General features: G+C 75.0%; 14 protein-coding genes and 1 riboswitch. Of the genes, 8 read left to right on the top strand and 6 right to left on the bottom strand.

Translation table 11 applies throughout. From position 1 onward, the window contains the following. Complete coding sequence (locus BLT39_RS09510; protein WP_091062151.1) at nt 1-1,437, top strand: protein adenylyltransferase SelO; 1,437 nt, start codon at nt 1-3, stop codon at nt 1,435-1,437. Nucleotides 1,438-1,441: 4 nt separating this feature from the next. Here BLT39_RS09510 and BLT39_RS09515 read toward each other — a convergent pair whose 3' ends face one another. Next, nucleotides 1,442-2,218, bottom strand: a complete 777-nt coding sequence (locus tag BLT39_RS09515) for a VldE C-terminal domain-containing protein (protein ID WP_091062155.1) — start codon at nt 2,216-2,218, stop codon at nt 1,442-1,444. Between the two features lie 57 nt (nt 2,219-2,275). Next, nucleotides 2,276-2,437: riboswitch (cyclic di-AMP (ydaO/yuaA leader) on the bottom strand. 120 nt (nt 2,438-2,557) lie between these two features. Between BLT39_RS09515 and BLT39_RS09520 the strand changes: the two genes are divergently transcribed. Together BLT39_RS09520 and BLT39_RS09525 are read left to right on the top strand one after the other, a co-directional pair. Continuing rightward, a complete protein-coding gene (locus BLT39_RS09520; protein WP_091062157.1) occupies nt 2,558-3,877 on the top strand; it encodes a M20/M25/M40 family metallo-hydrolase in 1,320 nt (439 codons plus the stop codon). Then, nucleotides 3,874-5,337, top strand: coding sequence for an MFS transporter (locus tag BLT39_RS09525; protein WP_207507812.1), 1,464 nt, complete (start codon nt 3,874-3,876; stop codon nt 5,335-5,337). Before BLT39_RS09520 ends, BLT39_RS09525 begins: the two co-directional genes overlap by 4 nt. Here BLT39_RS09525 and BLT39_RS09530 read toward each other — a convergent pair. The 3 genes from BLT39_RS09530 to BLT39_RS09540 form a co-directional block, all read right to left on the bottom strand. Next, nucleotides 5,325-6,500 (bottom strand): RNA polymerase sigma factor, encoded by a 1,176-nt coding sequence (locus BLT39_RS09530; RefSeq protein ID WP_091062159.1) that lies wholly within the window; start codon nt 6,498-6,500, stop codon nt 5,325-5,327. The genes BLT39_RS09525 and BLT39_RS09530 overlap by 13 nt on opposite strands. 230 nt (nt 6,501-6,730) lie before the next feature. Next, entirely contained in the window at nt 6,731-7,729 is a 999-nt protein-coding gene (locus BLT39_RS09535; protein ID WP_091062161.1) for an aldo/keto reductase, read from the bottom strand. 34 nt (nt 7,730-7,763) lie between these two features. Then, on the bottom strand, nt 7,764-8,135 hold the full coding sequence (locus BLT39_RS09540; protein WP_207507814.1) for a MerR family transcriptional regulator: 372 nt from the start codon (nt 8,133-8,135) through the stop codon (nt 7,764-7,766). Between the two features lie 34 nt (nt 8,136-8,169). On the opposite strand from BLT39_RS09540, the gene BLT39_RS09545 reads away from it, so the two are divergent. Genes BLT39_RS09545 through BLT39_RS09555 form a run of 3 tightly spaced genes read left to right on the top strand, consistent with a single transcriptional unit; the run spans nt 8,170 to nt 10,579 of the window. After that, nucleotides 8,170-8,934: a thioesterase family protein gene (locus BLT39_RS09545; RefSeq protein ID WP_091062163.1), complete on the top strand. Its 765-nt coding sequence runs from the start codon at nt 8,170-8,172 to the stop codon at nt 8,932-8,934. A 17-nt stretch (nt 8,935-8,951) separates the two neighbouring features. Further along, nucleotides 8,952-9,614 carry an NUDIX domain-containing protein gene (locus BLT39_RS09550; RefSeq protein WP_091062165.1) on the top strand — a complete coding sequence of 221 codons (663 nt, stop codon included), beginning with the start codon at nt 8,952-8,954 and terminating at the stop codon, nt 9,612-9,614. 14 nt (nt 9,615-9,628) lie between these two features. Continuing rightward, a complete protein-coding gene (locus BLT39_RS09555; protein WP_091062956.1) occupies nt 9,629-10,579 on the top strand; it encodes an SDR family NAD(P)-dependent oxidoreductase in 951 nt (316 codons plus the stop codon). On the opposite strand, the gene BLT39_RS09560 is transcribed toward BLT39_RS09555, so the two are convergent. Further along, the gene (locus BLT39_RS09560) at nt 10,546-11,373 is read right to left on the bottom strand and encodes an IclR family transcriptional regulator domain-containing protein (RefSeq protein WP_091062166.1); all 828 of its coding nucleotides are present in this window, start codon (nt 11,371-11,373) and stop codon (nt 10,546-10,548) included. The two genes, BLT39_RS09555 and BLT39_RS09560, sit on opposite strands and share 34 nt — an antisense overlap. After that, entirely contained in the window at nt 11,373-12,827 is a 1,455-nt protein-coding gene (locus tag BLT39_RS09565; RefSeq protein WP_091062168.1) for an amidohydrolase family protein, read from the bottom strand. The genes BLT39_RS09560 and BLT39_RS09565 overlap by 1 nt, the downstream gene beginning before the upstream one ends. Nucleotides 12,828-13,010: 183 nt before the next feature. On the opposite strand from BLT39_RS09565, the gene BLT39_RS09570 reads away from it, so the two are divergent. Both BLT39_RS09570 and BLT39_RS09575 read left to right on the top strand, forming a co-directional pair. After that, complete coding sequence (locus BLT39_RS09570; RefSeq protein WP_091062170.1) at nt 13,011-14,156, top strand: CaiB/BaiF CoA transferase family protein; 1,146 nt, start codon at nt 13,011-13,013, stop codon at nt 14,154-14,156. Beyond that, nucleotides 14,149-14,943: a citryl-CoA lyase gene (locus tag BLT39_RS09575; RefSeq protein WP_091062172.1), complete on the top strand. Its 795-nt coding sequence runs from the start codon at nt 14,149-14,151 to the stop codon at nt 14,941-14,943. The genes BLT39_RS09570 and BLT39_RS09575 overlap by 8 nt, the downstream gene beginning before the upstream one ends. Nucleotides 14,944-14,971: the final 28 nt, after the last annotated feature.

Here is a 14,971-nt window from a genome sequence, read left to right on the forward strand (position 1 = left end):
GTGAGCACCTCCACCGCCGTACGGCTCGAGCACCGCTTCGCCGACGCCCTGCCCGAGCTCTCGGTGCCGTGGCAGGCCGACGAGGCCCCCGCGCCGCGCCTGCTCGCCCTCGACGACGCCCTGGCCACCGACCTCGGGCTCGACCCGGCCTGGCTGCGGACGCCGTCCGGCCTGGGGTTCCTCACCGGGACCCAGGTGCCGGACGGCGCCCGACCGGTGGCGCAGGGGTACGCCGGCCACCAGTTCGGCAACTACTCGCCGCGCCTGGGCGACGGCCGGGCCCTGCTGCTGGGCGAGCTCGGCGACGTCGACCTGCACCTGAAGGGGTCCGGCCGCACGCCGTGGTCCCGCGGCGGCGACGGGCTGGCCGTGGTGGGCCCGATGCTGCGCGAGTTCGTGGTCAGCACCGCGATGCACGCCCTGGGCATCCCGACGACCCGCTCGCTGGCCGTCGTCGGGACCGGCCGCACCGTGCAGCGCGAGACCGGCCAGCCCGGCGCCGTCCTGGCCCGGACGGCGTCCAGCCACCTGCGCGTGGGGTCCTTCCAGCTGGTCCGCGCCACCGACGACACCGACCTGCTGCGCCGGCTGCTCGACCACGCGATCGCCCGGCACGCACCCGCCGCCGCCGACGCCGAGGTCCCGGCGCTGGCGCTGTACGAGAACGTGGTCGCCGCGCAGGCCCAGCTGGTCGCGCAGTGGATGCTCGTCGGGTTCGTGCACGGGGTGATGAACACCGACAACATGACCATCTCCGGCGAGACGATCGACTACGGCCCGTGCGCCTTCCTCGACGCGCACGACGCCGACACCGTCTTCAGCTCGATCGACTCCGGTGGCCGCTACCGCTACGGCAACCAGCCGCTGGCCGCGCAGTGGAACCTGGCCCGCCTGGCCGAGGCGCTGCTGCCGCTGGTGCACCCCGACGTGGACACCGCCATCCCCCAGGCCGTCGCCGTCCTGGAGACGTTCCTGCCCCGGTACGAGGCGGCCTGGACCGCCGGGATGCGGGCCAAGCTCGGCCTGGGCGAGGACGCCGACGACGCCCTCGTCACGGCCCTGGTCACCGACCTGCAGGCGCTGCTGGACGCGAACCACCCCGACCACACCGGCTTCTTCCGGGCGCTCGGGGACGCCGCCCGCGGGGACGCCGAGCCGGCCCGGCGGCTGGTGCTCGACCTGGCCGGGTTCGACGCCTGGGCTGCGCGCTGGCTGGCGGCCGGCCCGGACGCCGACGCGATGGACCGGGTCAACCCGGTCTTCGTGCCGCGTAACCACGTCGTGGAGGCCGCGCTCACCGCGGCGACCGCGGGTGACCTGGAGCCGGTGCGCGAGCTGGTCGAGGTGCTGCGCGCGCCCTACGACGACCGGCCGGGCCTGGAGCGCTACCGCACCCCCGGCCCGGCCGGTGCCTACGTGACCTACTGCGGGACGTGAGACCTCAGCGGTAGTTCACGTGCACGTGGTCGTAGTGGTTCGCGGTCGTGCCACCGCGGTCCTCCATCATCACCCACGACCCGCCCGGCGAGGACAGCATCCGCTGGTTCCAGATGAGGTACTCCACGCCGAGCTCGTCCCAGTGGGCCCGGTGGTAGGCCACGATCGCGTCGCCGAGGGCCTCGTCGGTCAGGACCATGTAGTCCAGGGCGTTGCCCGAGGGGTGCCCGTCGGGGTCGGCCGCGCTGGGCCGGGTGCCGCCGAGGGTGATCGAGTCCGCGCCGGGCACGTTGCTCACCACGGCGTCCGCGGCGGCCTGCACCCGCGAGGACACCGGGCCGGCGCTGTTGCGGATCGTCGCGGTGCCGGCGACGGCCGCGGTGGACGTCGAGGCCGACCCGGCCGACGAGGAGGACGACGCGGCGGCGGCGGCAGCGGCCTCCGCGGCGGCGGCCTCGGCGGCGGCGGCCTCGGCGGCGGCCGCCTCCGCGGCGGCTGCCGCGGCGGCCTGCTGGTCCAGCACCGCCTGGTCGGCGGCGGCCTGCGACGCGGCGGCCGCGGCCTGCTGGTCCTCGCGGCTGCTGCGGCTGGCCGCGAGGTCGGCGAGCTCGCCGAGGTCGGGGGCGCTCTGCGCGCTCAGGCCCAGCTCGGCGGCGACGCTGAGCGGCTCGGCCGTGGCGGCCGGGGCCACGGGGCCGGAGCCGACGAGCACGTGGGCCAGCACGGCGCCGGCGGCGGTGACGCCGAGGGCGGCGGCCGCGCGCTGGCGGCCGCCGGGCACGCGCCGGTGACGGGCGCGCGCGGGAGATGAGGGGGTCGCCATGCGGCGGCACTCCAAGAGGTCTTCCGATGCCGCCTACCGGGTTAGCTGACGGGTTCGGACGGGAAGTCGCCCTACCCCCTCGCGGTCGTGCGCGACCGGTCGGGGGCTGCACCCCAGTGCTGCGGTTGGGTCCCCGGCTCGCCCTGTGCCTCTCCAGACCAGTGGCGACTCGACGGCGTCCCCCCGGGATGGGCGGACCCGGCCACGGTAGCCACTCCGCACAGCGCGCGCCAAGCAATCGGCGACATTGCGTCACGTGATGTCGCGTGTCCCACACGCTGTGACAGCATCCGCCGGGTGACCGAGGACCACCCCGCGGTGCTGGCCCTGCAGGCGCTCGTCCGGCACCCCACGGTGGCCGACCGCGACCCCGCCCGCACCGACCCCGCACCCTTCACCGCGCTGCGGGCCACGCTGGCCGAGCACTTCCCGCGGCTGCACGGCCTGGAGCGCCTCGAGGTCGAGCCGCACGCGCTGCTGGTCCGCTGGCCGGGCCGGACACCGGGCGACCCGGTCGTGCTCATGGCGCACCTGGACGTCGTCCCGGTCGAGGACGGCTGGACCCACCCGCCCTTCGCCGCCGAGATCCACGACGGCGCGGTGTGGGGCCGCGGCACGCTGGACGACAAGGGCTCCGTCGTCGGCATCTGCGCCGCCGTCGAGGAGCTCCTGGCCGAGGGCTTCGTGCCCAGCCGGGACGTGTGGCTGTCCTTCGGCGCCACCGAGGAGGTCTCGGGGACGACGGCGGTCGACGCGGTGGCGCAGCTGCGGGCCCGCGGGGTCGCGCCGTGGTTCGTGCTCGACGAGGGCGGCGCGGTCGCCTCGGGCGCCTTCCCGATGGTGACCGCGCCCCTGGCGGTCGTCGGGGTGACCGAGAAGGGCGTGACCTCGGTCGAGCTGGTCGCCGAGGGCGCCGGCGGGCACGCCTCCACCCCCGCGGCGAACGGCCCGACCGCGCGGCTGGCCCGGGCGATCACGGCGCTGGAGCGCAGCCCGCTGCCGGCCCGGGCGCCCGCGCCCACCCTCGAGCTGCTGCGCCGGCTGGGCCCGCAGCTGCCCGCGCCGCTGCGGCCGGTGCTCGCCCGGGCCGACCGGCTGGCCCCGGTGCTCACCCGGGTGCTGCGGGCCGCCGGCGCCGAGGCCGCGGCGATGGTGCGGACGACGGCCGCCGTCACCACGCTGTCCGGTTCGCCCGCGCTCAACGTCATCGCCTCCTCCGCCCGCGCCGGGGTCAACCTGCGGGTGATGGTCGGCGACACCGTGGACGGGGTGCTGGAGCACGTGCGGGCGACGGTGGGCGACGGAGTCCGGGTGGAGGTGGTCGAGCGCAACGAGCCCAGCCCGGTCTCCCCCTGGGACGACGACGCGTTCCGGCTGCTGGAACGGGTCACCGGCGAGGTCTTCCCCGAGGCGGTCCCGACGCCCTACGTGATGATGGCCGCCACCGACGCCCGGTTCTTCACCGCCATCAGCGACCGGGTGTACCGCTTCACCCCGTTCCGGATGAGCAAGGAGCAGCGCGCGGCCATCCACGCCGCCGACGAGCGGATCGGCGTGCAGGACCTGCTGGACGGCGTCCGCTGGTACCGCCGGCTGCTGCAGGAGCTGCCGGCGTGAACCGCAGGGCGCAGACGCTGTTCGCCGTCGTCGGCGCGCTGTCGGTGGTCGAGGTCGCCAGCGGCGTGCTGCAGGGCTTCTACACCCCGGTGTTCACCGACGTGGCCCGCGCGCTGGGCATCTCCGACGGCGACGTGAACTGGTTCGAGGCCGCCCAGCTCGTCGCGTCCGCCCTGCTGGTGCCGGTGCTGGCGCGGCTGGCCGACCTGCACGGCCACCGCCGGGTGCTGCTGGTCTCCACCGCGGTCACCGCGCTGGGCAGCTGGGTCATGGCCGTGGCGCCGGCGACCGGCGCGGCCGGGTTCGGCGTCTTCGTCGTCGGGTCGGCGCTGCAGGGCGCCTACGTGGTCTGGCTGCCGCTGGAGGTGGCGATCGTGCACCGCCGCGCCGCCGCCGACGACCACCGCACCCGCCGGGCCGCCGGCGTCCTGGTGGCGTTCCTGCAGCTCGGTGTGCTCGCGGGCGCGTTGACCAGCGGTGCGCTGGTGGACTCCGTGCCCGTGCCGGTGCTGCTGGCCATCCCGGCGCTGGTGGTCACCGCCTGCCTGGTCGTCGTCGCCGTCGGCGTGGAGCCCGACCCGCCGCGCGCCCCCGGTCGGCTGGACCTGCCGGGCCTGGGGCTGTTGACCGCGGCGCTGCTGCTGGTGATGGCCGGGCTGGTCGCCGTCCGGCTGCTCGGGCCCGGCGCGGTCCTGCCGTGGGTGCTGGTGCTCGCCGGGCTGGCCACCGGTGCGCAGCTGGTCCGGGTGGAGCGGCGCACCGCCGAGCCGCTGGTCGACGTCGGCGTGCTCGCCGCCCGGGCGCAGTGGCCGGTGCAGGTGACCGCGTTCCTGTCGGGCATGTCGGTGCTGGGCGCGCAGATCCCGCTGTCCACCTACGCCCGCGCCGACCCCGCCGTCACCGGCTACGGCTTGGGCGCGGAGGCGTCGTTCGTGTCGGTGCTCATCGGGCTGTACGTGCTCACCCTGCTCACCGGCGCCCTGCTGCTGACCCCGCTGGCGCGCCGGCTGGGCACCCGGCGCGCGATGGCCGCGGGCAGTGCGGCGGTCGCGGTCGGGTACGCGCTCTGGCTGCCCTTCCACGACACCGCCGGGCAGGCGCTGACCAACATGGCCGTCGCGGGCGTGGGCTCGGGCCTGCTGGTGGCCGCGCTGCCCGCCGCCGCGGTCGCCGCCGCGCCGCCGGCCCGGACCGGGTTCGCCGCGGGCATGACCAACTGCTCCAAGACCGTCGGCGGGGCGATCGCGTCGGCGGTGTTCGCCGTCGCGCTGGCCTCCACCGGCGGCATCGAGGACCCCACCGCCGGCGCCGCGCCGTTGTCGGGGTACCTCACCGTGTGGGCGGTCTGCTCGGCCACCGCGGCGGTGGCCGCCGTCGTCCTGCTGGTCACCGCGGGACGCAGGAGGCCCGGAACCGAACCGGTTCCGGGCCTCCTGGGTTCGACCGATCAGTCGAGGTAGTCGCGCAGCACCTGCGACCGCGAGGGGTGGCGCAGCTTCGACATCGTCTTGGACTCGATCTGGCGGATCCGCTCACGGGTCACGCCGTAGACCTGGCCGATCTCGTCCAGCGTGCGCGGGGTGCCGTCGGACAGGCCGAACCGCAGCCGGACGACGCCGGCCTCGCGCTCGGACAGCGTCTGCAGCACCGAGGTCAGCTGCTCCTGCATGAAGCCGTAGGACACGGCCTCGACGGCCACGACCGCCTCGGAGTCCTCGATGAAGTCGCCGAGCTGGCTGTCGCCCTCGTCGCCGATGGTCTGGTCGAGCGAGATCGGCTCCCGGGCGTACTGCTGGATCTCCAGCACCTTGTCCGGGGTGATGTCCATCTCCTTGGCCAGCTCCTCCGGGGTGGCCTCGCGGCCCAGCTCCTGGAGCAGCTCGCGCTGGATGCGACCGAGCTTGTTGATGACCTCGACCATGTGCACCGGGATGCGGATGGTGCGGGCCTGGTCGGCCATGGCCCGGGTGATCGCCTGGCGGATCCACCACGTGGCGTAGGTCGAGAACTTGAAGCCCTTGGTGTAGTCGAACTTCTCCACCGCGCGGATCAGGCCCAGGTTGCCCTCCTGGATCAGGTCCAGGAACGCCATGCCGCGGCCGGTGTAGCGCTTGGCCAGCGACACGACCAGGCGGAGGTTGGCCTCCAGCAGGTGGGTCTTGGCGCGCTCCCCGTCGCGGACGACCCAGTTGAGGTCGCGGCGCATGGTCGGGGTGAACTTGGCGTCGGTGTCGGCGAGCTTGTGCGCGGCGTAGAGACCGGCCTCGACGCGGCGGGCGAGGTCGACCTCCTGCTCGGCGGTCAGCAGCGCGACGCGGCCGATCAGCTTGAGGTAGGCGCGGACGGCGTCGGTCGAGGTGGCCAGCTCGGCGTCCTTGCGGGCCTTCTGCAGGGCGAGCGACTCCTCCTCGTCCCACTCGAAGGACCCGGAGGCGGCGGCCGGGACGGCGGGCTCGTCGGCGAGGTCGGCCTCCTCCTCCTCGAGCTCGACCTCCTCCGCGTCGGCGTCCGGCGCGGGCGCGATCTGCACGGACTCCGCGTCGGCCGAGCGGGCCTTGCGGGCACCGGCGGCGGCCTTCTTGCGCGGGGTCTTCGTGGTGCTGTCGGCGACTGTCGTGCTCATCCAGCCTCTCCTGGGGGTGTCGTGCGGCGTCGCGAGGACGGCTGAGGTCCTGGCGGAGAGGCCGCCCACGGACGGGCGGCACAGGCCGCCCACGGTGAGGGACGGGGGGTCTGCGACCTGCGCCGGAGCGCGGCCTGTGTCATTTTAATCCGTTTCCCGCAGGAGGGGGTGACGGCGGGTACCCCTGCGGGTCAGGACTACACCTCCCGACGCAGGTCGATCGTGCGCGATCAGTCGTCGATGGAGGACATGTCGCCGTAGCGGTCGCCCTGCACGGCCTCGCGCGGGACGGCCGCCGACAGCCGCGCGACGTCCTCGGCGGACAGCTGCACGCCCGCTGCGCCGACGTTCTCCTCGAGGTAGCGCACCCGCTTGGTGCCCGGGATCGGGACGACGTCCTCGCCCTGTGCCAGCACCCACGCCAGGGCCAGCTGGCCGGGCGTGCAGCCGTGCTCGGCGGCGATCTCCTCGACCCGGCGCACCAGCACGAGGTTGGCCTCCAGGGCCTCGCCCTGGAACCGCGGGAAGTACCCGCTGCCGCGGCTGTCGCCGTCCTGTGGGGTCTGCGTCACGGCGCCGGTGAGCAGGCCGCGGCCCAGCGGCGAGTAGGGCACCAGGCCGGCGCCGAGCTCCCGCAGGACGGGCAGGACGGCGTCCTCGAGGTCACGGGTGAACAGGGAGTACTCGGTCTGCACCGCGGTGATCGGGTGCACGGCGGCGGCCCGGCGGATGGTCTCCGGGCCGGCCTCGGACAGGCCCAGGAAGCGGACCTTGCCGGCGGTGACCAGCTCGGCCATCGCCCCGACGGTGTCCTCGATGGGCACGGTCGGGTCGACGCGGTGCTGGTAGTAGAGGTCGATGGTGTCCACGCCCAGGCGCTGCAGGGAGGCGTCGCAGGCGGCCCGGACGTACTCCGGCGAGCCGTCGATGCCCAGCCGCTCGCCGCCCTCGCCGCGCACGTTCCCGAACTTGGTGGCCAGCTGCACCTCGTCGCGGCGGCCGGCGATCGCCCGGCCGACCAGCTTCTCGTTGGTGAAGGGGCCGTACATGTCGGCGGTGTCCAGGAAGGTGACGCCGAGGTCGAGCGCGCGGGCGATCGTGGCGAGGCCGGCCTGCTCGTCGGGGGCGCCGTAGAACTCGCTCATGCCCATGCAGCCCAGCCCCATCGTGGAGACGGTGAGGGCGGCGGCGCCGGAGCCGAGGGTGCGGGTGGTCAGCGGTGCTGTCATGCCGAGCAGCGAACTCCTTCGAGCGCGCTCGAAGTCAAACCGAGCGCTCGTAGAACCCGATCTTGTGGTCGATGGCGGCCAGGTGCCCCGCGGTCTCGTCCAGCTCCCGCTGCACCCGGGCCCGGTGCGCCCGCAGCAGGGCCAGCCGCTCGGTCTCCGTGCCCGCGCCCGCCCGGACCAGCGCGGCGTAGCGCTTGACGTCGCGGATGGGCATCCCGGTGGCCCGCAGCCGGGTCACCGTCTCGATCCACTCGAGGTCGCGGTCGGTGTAGCGGCGCCGGCCCCCGGCGTCCCTGTCGACCCCGTCGAGGAGCAGGCCGTCGCGCTCGTAGTAGCGCAGCGTGTGCGCGGTCAGGCCGGTGCGCTCGGCGGCCTCGGCGATGCCCAGGGCGGGGACGGTGGTCACGCCGTCCAGTGTGCGCCGGGCAGGATCGGCTGCCGTGGCGTACTTCGAGCGGCTCTCCAGCACCCCGGACGGCGGTGGCCGGTTCCGGGCGACCGAGCACACCGGCGGAGGCTGGGACCCGGCGCAGCAGCACATCGCCCCCACCGTCGGGCTGGTGGCGCACTGCCTGGCCGGTGGCGGCCCGGTGCAGCGGCTGGCGGTGGAGATCCTCGGCGTGATCGGCATCGACGAGGTCGAGGTGTCGGTCGCGACGGTGCGGCCCGGCCGCACCATCGAGCTGGTCGAGGCCACCGTGACCTGGGCCGGGCGCGCGGTGGTGCGGGCCCGGGCCTGGCGGCTGGCCGGGTCGGACACCTCGGCGGTCGCGCTCGCCGCCGAGCCCCCGCTGCCGCCGCGCGAGCAGCTGGCGGCGTGGGACATGAGCGCGGGCTGGCCCGGGGGCTACATCGCCTCGCTGGAGGTCCGGCACCGCGACGTCGCCCCCGGCCGGGCGCAGGCCTGGCTGCGGGCGCGGCAGGACCTGCTGGACGGCGAGGACGTCGCCGACCTGACCCGGTCCCTGCTGCTCGCCGACACCGCCAACGGCCTGGTGCAGGGCCCGGAGCGGCGGGGCTGGTTCTACCCGAACGTCGAGCTCACCGCGCACCTGTCCCGGGCACCGGCCGGCGCGTGGGTCGGCATGGACACCACGGTCAGCTGGGGCCCGGGCGGGCACGGGCTGACCGCGACGGTGCTGCACGACGAGGCGGGCCCGGTCGGCCGGGTCGCCCAGCTGTGCACCCTGCGCCCCCTGCCCTGAGGGCTACGGTCCGCCGCATGCGCAGAGGAGTCGACGCCCCCGACGGCCGGGGCCGCACCGGTCTGGACCGGGTGGGCCGGGACCTGACCGGCAACCCCGACGTCGTGGTCCGCGACGTGGAGGTGACCAGCGACGGCTGGCACGTGCTGCGGCGCACCACCTACGACCGGCGCCGCTCCGACGGCACGTGGACGACGGAGTCGCGGGAGACCTACGACCGGGGCAACGGCGCCACCGTGCTGCTGCACGACCCCGACCGCGGCACCGTGCTGCTCACCCGCCAGTTCCGCTTCCCGGCCTACGTCAACGGCCACCCCGACGGCCTGCTGCTGGAGGCCGCCGCCGGCCTGCTGGACGCCGACGACCCCGAGACCGCGGCCCGCCGGGAGACCGAGGAGGAGCTGGGGGTCACCATCCGCGGCCCCCTGGTGCAGGCCTTCGACGCGTTCATGAGCCCGGGGTCGGTCACCGAGCGGCTGCACTGCTACGTCGGCCGCTACGCCCCCGCCGACCGGGTGCACGACGGCGGCGGGGTCGCCGAGGAGGGCGAGGACATCGAGGTCGTCGAGCTGCCGCTGGCCGACGCCCTGCGGATGGTGGACGACGGCCGCATCCGCGACGGCAAGACGATCATGCTGCTGCAGTGGCTGGCGCTCCAGGAGCGGGGCCTGCGGGGCTGAGCCAGGATGTGCCGGTGCCTGCGCTGACCCGTCTCGCCGACGCCCTCCTCGACCGCGCCGTCGTCCCCGGCTACAGCAAGCTCGGCCCGGCGCTGCGGCGCCGCTGGTGGCCGTCGGGCCCGGTGCCGGGTGCGCTGATCGGCAAGCGGGTGCTGGTCACCGGGGCCACCTCGGGCATCGGGACCGCGATCGCCGAGGGCCTGCTCGACCTCGGCGCCACGGTGCACGTGCTGGGCCGCAACCGGGCCAAGACCGAGGACCTGGTCGCCCGCCTGGAGCGGGAGCGACCGGGGGCGAGGCTGGTGGCGGAGGTGTGCGACGTCGGCGACCTGGACGTCGTCCGGGCGTGGGCCGAGGACTTCACCGGCCGGGTGGACGAGCTGCACGGGCTGGTGCACAACGCCGGCGCGCTGCCGGCGCAGCGGTCGGAGACCGCGCAGGGCCACGAGCTGACCCTGGCGGTGCACGTGCTCGGGCCGCACCTGATGACCGCGCTGCTGGCCGACACCCTGGCCCCGGACGCCGCGGTGGTGTGGATGTCCTCGGGCGGCATGTACGGCGCCGGGCTGCGCGACGACGACCTCGAGTTCACCGTCGGCGAGTACAGCGGGGTGCGCGCCTACGCCCGCACCAAGAGGATGCAGGTGGTGCTGGCCGCGGAGTGGGCGCACCGGCTGCCCGGCACGCACGTCTACTCCACGCACCCGGGCTGGGTGGCCACCGACGGCGTGACGGCGTCCATCCCCGGGTTCGGCAAGGTGATGGCCCCGCTGCTGCGCACGCCCGCGGACGGCGCGGACACCACGGTCTGGTTGCTGGCCACCCGGCCGGCGTCCCGGTCGCCGCACTTCTGGCACGATCGGGCCCAGCGGCCCTCGACGCTGGGCTGGGAGCGCGGCCAGGACCCGGCGGCCGTGCGCCGCTTCCTCGATCAGGTCGCCGCGGCCACCGACGTCCCGGGCTGAACCGTGCTGTGCGGGCGGCGCTGCCAGGCCGCCCACTCGCCGCTGATCTCGCCCGCGGTGCGCAGCAGCAGCGGCAGGTGGTCCTCCAGCAGCGTCTCCCGGGTGGTCTCCGCGGCGTGCACGGTGACGTTGGCCGCCGCCTGCACCACCCCGGCGCCGTCCCGCACGGGGACGGCGACCGAGCGGACGCCCGGCGCCAGCTCCTCGTCGGCCAGCGCCCACCCGCGCGCCCGGACCTCGGCCAGCTCCTCGTGCAGCTGGGCCGCCGTCCGGCCGATGTAGCGGGGCAGCCCGGAACGGGATGCGTGGCTCAGCGCCTCGGCCAGCTCGTCGGGCCCGAGCGCGGCGAGCAGGACCTTGCCCTGGCTGGTCTGCACGGCCGGGAAGCGGGTGCCGATCTCCACCCGCAGCGTGATCAGCTTCGGGACGGCGACCCGGGCCACGTAGACGATGTCCGAGCCGTCGAGCTGGGCCATCGACGAGGACTCCCCGGTGCGGGCGACGAGGGACTCCAGGTGCGGGCGGGCGATGTCCCACAGGCCCAGCGACCCGACGTAGGCCATGCCCAGGCCCAGCACCTTCGGGGTCAGCCGGTACCCGCCCTCGCACGCCGCGGCGTAGCCCAGCTCCTCGAGGGTGAGCAGCAGGCGGCGGGCGGTCGGCCGGGCGAGGTCCGCCGCGGCCGCCACCTCCGACAGCGTCATCACCGGGCGCCGGTCCGAGAAGCACGACAGCACGTCGAGCCCCCGGGCCAGCGCCTCGACGAAGTCCGGGCCGTGCCCGCGGCCGGCCATCAGGACCCGAACAGCGAGCCCCGGGCCTCGCGGGTCTCGTCGCTCTTGTACTCGGTGTAGGTGTAGGGGTTGTCGAGCACGTCGCCGTCCTCGGGCAGGGCCGGGTTCATGCCGGCCTGCCAGGTCTCCTCCCCCATCGCCCCGCGCAGGTGCTCCACCGTCGACTCGACCGCCGACCGGACGGCGCCGCCGTCGTAGCCCACCAGCTTGCCGTCGCGCTTCACCACCCGGCCGCCGACCAGCACGGTGTGCACGTCGCCGCGCTGGGCCTGGAACGCGACGTGGCCGTAGGGGTTGAGCAGCGGGAAGGACACCGGCGAGGCATCGTTCTTGATCAGCACGACGTCGGCGGTCTTGCCCGGCTCCAGCGAGCCCAGGTCGTCGCGGCCGAGCGCCTTGGCCCCGCCCCGGGTGGCCCAGTCGACGACGTGCTCGGCCCGCAGGTGCACCTGGGTGACCGTGTTGCCCTCGACGTGGGCCTCGAGGTGCTCGCGGGAGCGGTCGGCGCCCAGCGTGGTGCGCATGGCCGAGAACAGGTCGGCCGACCACCAGACGCTGGTGTCCATCGACAGCGAGACCGGGATGCCGTGCTTGCGCACCTGCCAGGTGGGCGGGTAGCCCTGCCCGGCGCTCTGCTCGCTCTCGGTGGAGACCGAGACCGACCCGCCGGTCGCGGCGATGCGGTGGTAGCTGTCGGTGTCCAGCGACGCGGCGTGCACGTAGACGGTCTTCGGGGTCATGAAGCCCGCGTCGTGCATGAGCTGGATGGAGGCGTCCGACGTCGCCCCCCAGACACCGGCGTGCGTGGTGACCGGCAGCCCGAGCTCGCGGGCCACCTCGAAGGCCGCCTTCTCCGGGAAGGACGGGTCGCCGGTGACGTCGAAGGCCAGCTGCAGCCCGAGCCTGCCCTCGTCCGCGCGGCGCTTGAGGAACGCCTGCACGGCCGGGTCGGCGGTCCACTCCCAGGGCCCCGCCTGGATGTTGCCGTAGGCGAGCACGAAGCGGCCGGGGACGGCGAGCAGCGCGTCGGCGGCGGCCTCGGCGTGGTCGACGCTCTGCAGCCCGTGGCTCCAGTCGACGGTGGTGGTGACCCCGGCCTCGAGGCCCTCCCACGCGCTCAGCAGGTTGCCGGCGTGCACGTCCTCGGGGCGGAAGGTCTTCCCGTGCTCGAGGTAGTACCAGACGAAGTACTGGGTCAACGTCCAGTCGGCGCCGTAGCCGCGCATCGCGGTCTGCCACATGTGCCGGTGCGTGTCGATCATCCCGGGCATGACGACGCCGCCCGCGGCGTCGACCTCCTCGGTGCCCTCGGGGACGTCCAGGCCGGTGCCGACGGCGGCGACCTTGCCGTCGACGACCAGGACGTCGCCGGCCGGCAGCACGGTGTGCGCGTCGTCCATGGTCAGCACGGTGCCCCCGCGCAGGACCAGCGGGCGGGTGTCGGGGCTGGACATCGTCGTCTCCTCGCGGGGCTGGCGGACACCTGTCCGCTGAGCGGTCGCGCTCACCCTGTCGTGATGCACGACACCGTGTCAAGCAGCCCGCGCCCACGGTTGACAGCCCCGCCGACCCGTGGTGAGACTGCGGCACCGACCCCACCGGACAGCTGTCCGAGAGCCGAGGAGCGCACCGTCCCGATGACCTCCCCCACCGGCCCGCTGGCCGGCCTGCTCGTCGCGGACTTCTCCCGCGTGCTGGCCGGCCCGTACTCGACGATGCTGCTCGCCGACCTGGGTGCCGAGGTGGTCAAGGTCGAGGGCCCGGCCGGGGACGACACCCGGCACTGGTCCCCGCCGGTGCGCGACGGGGTCAGCACCTACTACCTGGGCGTCAACCGCAACAAGCGGTCGGTCGCGCTGGACCTCAAGGACGACGGCGACCGGGCCGCCGCGCAGGAGCTGGCCCGCCGCGCCGACGTGCTGGTGGAGAACTTCAAGCCCGGCGGCCTGGCGCGCTTCGGCCTGGACTACGCGACGGTGTCCGCGACCAACCCTGCGGTCGTCTACGCCTCCATCAGCGGGTTCGGCAGCCAGGAGGGCGGCTCGCACCTGCCCGGCTACGACCTCATCGTGCAGGCCATCTCCGGGCTGATGAGCCTCACCGGCTCCCCCGACGGCGAGCCCTTCCGCGCCGGCATCTCGGTGTTCGACGTGGTCGCCGGCCTGCACGCCACCATCGGCGTGCTGTCCGCGCTCAACGCCCGCCACGAGACCGGCAAGGGCCAGCACGTGCAGGTCAGCCTGATGGCCTCGGCGCTGTCGGGCATGGTCAACCAGAGCTCCGCCGCCGTCGCCGGGGAGGTCGTGCCGTTCCGGATGGGCAACAGCCACCCCTCGCTGTTCCCCTACGAGCCGATGGAGTGCGCCGACGGCGAGCTGATCATCACCGCCGGCAACAACGGCCAGTTCCGCAAGCTGGTCGAGGTGCTCGGCGTGCCCGAGCTGGCCGACGACCCCCGCTTCGCCCGCAACGAGGACCGCACGGCCAACCGCGACGAGCTGCGCCCGCTGCTGGTGGAGCGGCTGCGCACCCGCGGCAAGCAGGAGTGGTTCGAGGCGATCTTCGCCGCCGGGGTGCCGTGCGGGCCGATCAACACCGTCGACGCCGGTGTCGCCTTCGCCGAGCAGGTCGGCCTGGACCCCGTCGTCCGCCCGGGTGGCATCCCCTCGATCCGCAACCCGATCACCTTCTCGGCGACGCCGCCGTCCTACCGGCTGCCCCCGCCGGCCCTGGACGAGCACGGCGCCGAGATCCGCGCCTGGCTGGAGGCCCCCGGTGACTGAACCGCGCACCTACGAGACCGCGCTCGGGGCGTCGTCCCGCGAGACCATCACGCTGCTGGGCACCGACCTGGCCCGCGACGTCATGGGCACCGTCGGCTTCGGCGAGCTGGCGTTCTGGCTGGCCACCCAGCGCCGGCCCACCCCCGGGCAGGTGCGGGTGTTCGAGGCCGTGCTCGCCGCGCTGGCCGACCACGGGTTCACCCCCACCGCGATCGTCACCCGGCTCACCTACCTGTCCGCCCCGGACTCCGTGCAGGGGGCGCTGGCCGCCGGGCTGCTCGGCGGCGGTTCCCGCTTCCTCGGCGTCACCGAGGACTGCGGCCGGTTCCTCGACGACGTGCTGCAGGCCCAGGACACCCTGCCCACCGACGACGCCGGCTGGGACGCCCTGGCCCTGTCCGTCGTGCGGCGCGAGCGGGACGCCAGGCGGTTCGTGCCGGGCCTGGGCCACCACGTGCACAAGGACGGCGACCCCCGCACCCCGCGGCTGATGCAGATCGCCGCCGAGGAGGAGCAGACCGGCCCGCACCTGGCGCTGTTCGCCGCCATCGGCCGGGTGCACCCGCAGGTGCTGGGCAAGACCCTGCCGCTCAACGGTGCCGGGGTCTGCGGGGCGGCGCTGGCCGACCTCGGCCTGCCGCTGCCGCTGCTGCGCGGGTTCGCCCTGCTGGCCCGCACCGCCGGACTGATCGGTCAGCTGGCCGAGGAGCTGCGGCACCCGGTCGCAGGAGACATCTTCCTGTCCGTGGACCTGAACAACCGCTCGGTCGCCCCCGACCCGAGCTGACCCCTGATCCTGACCGACCGATGGAGGC

This window comes from Klenkia brasiliensis (assembly GCF_900100695.1).
Taxonomy (GTDB): Bacteria; Actinomycetota; Actinomycetes; order Mycobacteriales; family Geodermatophilaceae; genus Klenkia; species Klenkia brasiliensis.

What these genes read in the sequence shown, in the direction of transcription:
- BLT39_RS09550 (WP_091062165.1), top strand. Translation starts at nt 8,952, where the DNA reads ATGCGCAGAGGAGTCGACGCCCCCGACGGCCGGGGCCGCACCGGTCTG.
- BLT39_RS09560 (WP_091062166.1), bottom strand. Translation starts at nt 11,373, where the DNA reads ATGGCCGGCCGCGGGCACGGCCCGGACTTCGTCGAGGCGCTGGCCCGG.
- BLT39_RS09530 (WP_091062159.1), bottom strand. Translation starts at nt 6,500, where the DNA reads ATGAGCACGACAGTCGCCGACAGCACCACGAAGACCCCGCGCAAGAAG.
- BLT39_RS09565 (WP_091062168.1), bottom strand. Translation starts at nt 12,827, where the DNA reads ATGTCCAGCCCCGACACCCGCCCGCTGGTCCTGCGCGGGGGCACCGTG.
- BLT39_RS09535 (WP_091062161.1), bottom strand. Translation starts at nt 7,729, where the DNA reads ATGACAGCACCGCTGACCACCCGCACCCTCGGCTCCGGCGCCGCCGCC.
- BLT39_RS09570 (WP_091062170.1), top strand. Translation starts at nt 13,011, where the DNA reads ATGACCTCCCCCACCGGCCCGCTGGCCGGCCTGCTCGTCGCGGACTTC.